Genomic DNA, 4,451 nt, shown 5'->3' with positions numbered 1-4,451 from the left:
AAACCTACTAAACTTATGAGAAAATTTAAAACTTCGAGCTTTTTAAAGCAGATTATGATTATGCTGTTTGCTTTTACATTATCAAACTGCAGTGTTGGAATAGGAACAAGCCATAGCGCTCCTAAAACAAAGAAAGTTCCTCCTGGACAAGCTAAAAAAATGACTGGTCAAAAAAGTGCCAGGAACTATGCCCCAGGTCATAATAAATAATAACAAAATAGGCTGAACTTTATTTAGTTCAGCCTATTTTTATTATTGAAAAAAGCAATTTAATTTTTATGAAATGCTTTTTTATTAAAGACTATCAAAATTCCGACTCCTGTTGAGATAGCTACGTCAGCAACATTGAAAATGGCATTGAAAAACGTAAAATCACGACCTCCAATAAATGGAACCCATTCCGGCATTGGATAATTTTTTATGAAAGGGAAGTAAAACATGTCTACCACCTGCCCATTTAACCAAGTCCCATACGGTTTGTCAGTAAATATAGTTGCTAGCTGTTGGTGGCTATCATCAAATATTACTCCGTAAAATACAGAATCAATTATATTTCCTAATGCTCCTGCAAATATTAGGGCAATTGCAACAATTAGATAATTGGAACTCTTTTTTCTTTCTACAGAATCCCACAGCCAATAACCAATACCAGTTACAGCAAAAAGACGAAAAACAGTCAAGATTAATTTTCCATATGCACCAGGAATTTTAGTACCCCAAGCCATTCCTTCATTTTCAATAAAATGAATTTGAAACCAATTGAATACATGAACTTCTTCTCCTAAAATAAAATTTGTCTTTACATATATTTTAGACACCTGATCTACTAATAATATAAGAACAATAAGAAAATATGCTTTGAGTAATGACATCTATAAAATTTTTAGCGGCGTAAAAGTAATAAATTAAGAAAAAAAAACGCTCCAAAAGGAGCGTTAATTATTGTCTCGATAAGACTTTATCTTTGTAAATTTTTTGCCTCTATACTCATAGTAGCATGAGGAACAATTTTTAGTCTTTCTTTTCCAATTAATTTTCCAGTTATTCTACAAACGCCATACGTTTTGTTTTCTACACGGAACAATGCACTCTTCAAATCTCGTATAAACTTTTCCTGACGAATTGCAAGTTGAGAATTAGCTTCTTTAGACATAATTTCACTGCCTTCTTCAAATGCTTTAAACGTGGGAGAAGTATCATCCGTGCCGTTGTTAAGGTCATTCATGTAGGCGCTTTTTATCAGATCTAAATCGGCTTGAGCCTTTTCGATTTTATTCTGAATGATTTCCTTGAACTCTGCTAAATCAGCATCAGAGTACCTTGCGACTTCATCTACCATAATACTACGTTTTTGTAATTAATATTCTTGTTGTTATTCCATCAAAATCAATTTCCGTGCCGTTTTCTATAAATTCTTCAAAAACAAGTGATTCTGTCAAAGTTTCTGATTTTATATAGTCTTTATTGGCATTTACTGCTTCTTCCAAAGTATCATTTTTTTGCAAATGAACTTTAATCTTATCTGTCACCTCAAATCCAGTATCTTTACGGATATTCTGAATTCTATTCACCAATTCTCTTGCAATACCTTCTTGTCTTAATTCTGGTGTAATAGTAATATCCAAAGCAACTGTGATTCCATTTGAATTGGCAACCAGCCAACCCTCAATATCTTGTGACGATATTTCTACATCTTCTAGTGATAAAATTACACTATTTCCCGCAATTACAACAGTTAAGGTGCCCTCTTTGTCAAATTGTGAGATTTGTTCCGCAGTCAAAGCCTGTATTTCCTTGGAAATCAACCCCATGTCTTTTCCGAAACGAGGTCCTAAAGCTTTGAAATTTGGCTTAATTTGTTTAATCAAAATACCTGAAGCATCGTCCAAAAGTACTATTTCTTTTACGTTTACTTCTGCTTTTATAAGGTCAGAAACTGCCTCTATTTCATGCCTTTGATTCTCGTCAAGTACTGGAATCATTACCTTTTGCAGAGGTTGACGTACCTTAATCATTTCCTTCTTTCTCAGTGATAAAACAAGTGAAGAAATCGTCTGTGCTTTCTGCATTTTGGACTCTAACATTTTATTAACATACTTTTCAACTAAAATAGGAAATTGTGCTAAGTGTACAGACTCGAATTTTTCAGTTTCAGTAGCTTTTGTTAAGTCTCTATAAAGCGCATCCATAAAGAATGGCGCGATAGGAGCACTTAATTTAGCTATAGTTAATAAGCAGGTATAAAGCGTTTGATAAGCTGCAATTTTATCATGAGCATATTCTCCTTTCCAGAAACGACGGCGGCATAAACGAACGTACCAGTTGCTTAAATTTTCCTGAACAAACTCAGATATAGCTCGAGCCGCTTTTGTTGGTTCATAATCGGCATAGGCTTCATCGACCACTTTTATCAAAGTATTTAACTCAGATATGATCCATTGGTCAATTTCTGGTCTTTCATTAACGGGAATTTCAGCTTCTTCGTATTTAAAACCATCAATATTAGCATATAAACTAAAGAATGAATAAGTGTTGTATAAAGTTCCAAAAAACTTACGACGTACTTCGGCAATTCCTTCAATATCAAATTTTAAGTTATCCCACGGATTTGCATTTGAAATCATGTACCAACGCGTAGCATCTGGTCCATATTCATTTAGAGTTTCAAAAGGATCAACTGCATTACCTAAACGTTTAGACATTTTTTGTCCGTTTTTGTCTAGGACTAATCCGTTTGAAACTACATTTTTATAGGCAATTTTATCAAAAACTAAAGTTCCGATTGCATGTAAGGTATAAAACCAACCACGAGTTTGATCAACACCTTCAGCGATGAAATTCGCAGGAAAATCTTGGTTTCCGTCAATTCTTTCTTTGTTTTCAAAAGGGTAATGCCATTGTGCATAAGGCATCGCACCTGAATCGAACCAAACGTCAATCAAATCGCTTTCACGCTTCATTGGTTTTCCAGAAGCCGAAACTAATGTAATTTCATCAACTACATTTTTATGCAAATCGATTAAATCATAGTTGGACTCTGACATGTTTCCAATTTCAAATCCTTTGAACGGATTTTCTTTTTGGAAACCTGCTGCAATTGATTTTTCGATTTCGTTGTATAATTCTTCAACAGAACCAATTAACATTTCTTCTGTTCCTTCTTCGTTTCTCCAAATTGGCAATGGAATTCCCCAATAACGAGAACGTGACAAGTTCCAGTCGTTAGCATTTTTCAGCCAATTTCCGAAACGTCCTTCGCCAGTTGATTTTGGTTTCCAATTGATCGTTTCGTTCAAATCGAACATTCTGTCTCTAACCTCAGTTATTTTGATAAACCATGAATCTAATGGATAGTACAAAATTGGTTTGTCAGTTCTCCAACAATGTGGGTAACTGTGTACGTATTTTTCAACCTTAAAGGCTTTGTTTTCTTCTTTTAAACGAATAGCCAATTCAACATCAACAGAACGTTCTGGTGCTTCGCCATCATTGTAATATTCATTTTTAACATATTTACCAGCAAACTCACCCATGTGAGAAGTGAATTTTCCTTGTAAATCTACCAAAGGAACTGGTGTTCCATTTTCATCCAAAACCAGCATTGGCGGTACTTCAGGAGTAACCTCTTTTGCAACTTTAGCATCATCAGCACCAAAAGTCGGAGCCGTATGCACAATTCCTGTTCCATCTTCTGTAGTAACGAAATCACCCGAAATTACTCTAAAAGCATTTTCTGGATTTTGATAAGGTAATGTAAAAGGCAATAACTGTTCGTAACGAATTCCAACCAAGTCAGCACCTTTAGCTTCTGCAACAATTTGATAAGGTATTTTTTTATCCCCTTCTTTGAAATTTTCAAAATCAGCTGGTTCAGTGCTTGCAAAGAATCCTTTCCCGAATTGTTTTCCAACTAAATTTTTAGCCAAAATAACTTTTACAGGTCGGAAAGTATATTGATTGAAAGTCTCAACCAAAACATAATCGATTTTTGGTCCAACTGTCAAAGCTGTATTTGAAGGTAAAGTCCAAGGAGTAGTAGTCCAGGCTAAAATATGAATATCTCCAAATCCTTGTAAAAAGCTAGGTAAAGTTTCATTTATTGCTTTAAACTGAGCTACAATCGTTGTATCCGTAACATCACGGTAAGAGCCTGGTTGGTTTACTTCGTGTGAAGACAATCCTGTTCCTGCCTTTGGAGAATACGGCTGAATAGTATAGCCTTTGTACATCAAATCCTTGTTGTAGATTTGTTTCAAAAGCCACCAAACCGACTCCATATATTTGGATTTGTAAGTAATATATGGATCTTCCATATCTACCCAATACCCCATTTTTTCGGTCAAATCATTCCATACATCAGTATAACGCATTACGGTTTTTTTGCACGCTTCGTTATATTCTTCAACTGTAATTGATTTTCCGATATCTTCTTTGGTAATTCCAAGTGCTGC

The 4,451-nt window shown here is 34.8% G+C and carries 4 protein-coding genes; 1 reads left to right on the top strand and 3 read right to left on the bottom strand.

The genetic code is table 11. The annotated features are described in order from the left end of the window. On the top strand, positions 1-210 hold a 210-nt coding region (locus VLC96_RS05585), incomplete at its 5' end, for a hypothetical protein (RefSeq protein WP_325261202.1). A gap of 59 nt (positions 211-269) precedes the next feature. Here the strand turns inward: VLC96_RS05585 and VLC96_RS05580 are convergent. The 3 genes from VLC96_RS05580 to ileS all read right to left on the bottom strand — a co-directional run. Beyond that, the gene (locus VLC96_RS05580) at positions 270-872 is read right to left on the bottom strand and encodes a lipoprotein signal peptidase (RefSeq protein WP_325261201.1); all 603 of its coding nucleotides are present in this window, start codon (positions 870-872) and stop codon (positions 270-272) included. 86 nt (positions 873-958) lie between these two features. Continuing rightward, entirely contained in the window at positions 959-1,339 is a 381-nt protein-coding gene (locus tag VLC96_RS05575; protein WP_325261199.1) for a TraR/DksA family transcriptional regulator, read from the bottom strand. A gap of 4 nt (positions 1,340-1,343) precedes the next feature. Further along, on the bottom strand, positions 1,344-4,451 hold a 3,108-nt coding region (gene ileS / locus VLC96_RS05570; protein ID WP_325261197.1), incomplete at its 5' end, for an isoleucine--tRNA ligase.

The sequence above is a fragment of the Flavobacterium sp. genome (assembly GCF_035456085.1).
Lineage (GTDB): Bacteria > Bacteroidota > Bacteroidia > Flavobacteriales > Flavobacteriaceae > Flavobacterium.
The sequence above is the reverse complement of the archived record's forward strand: the minus strand, read 5'-3'. Positions and strand labels throughout refer to the sequence as shown.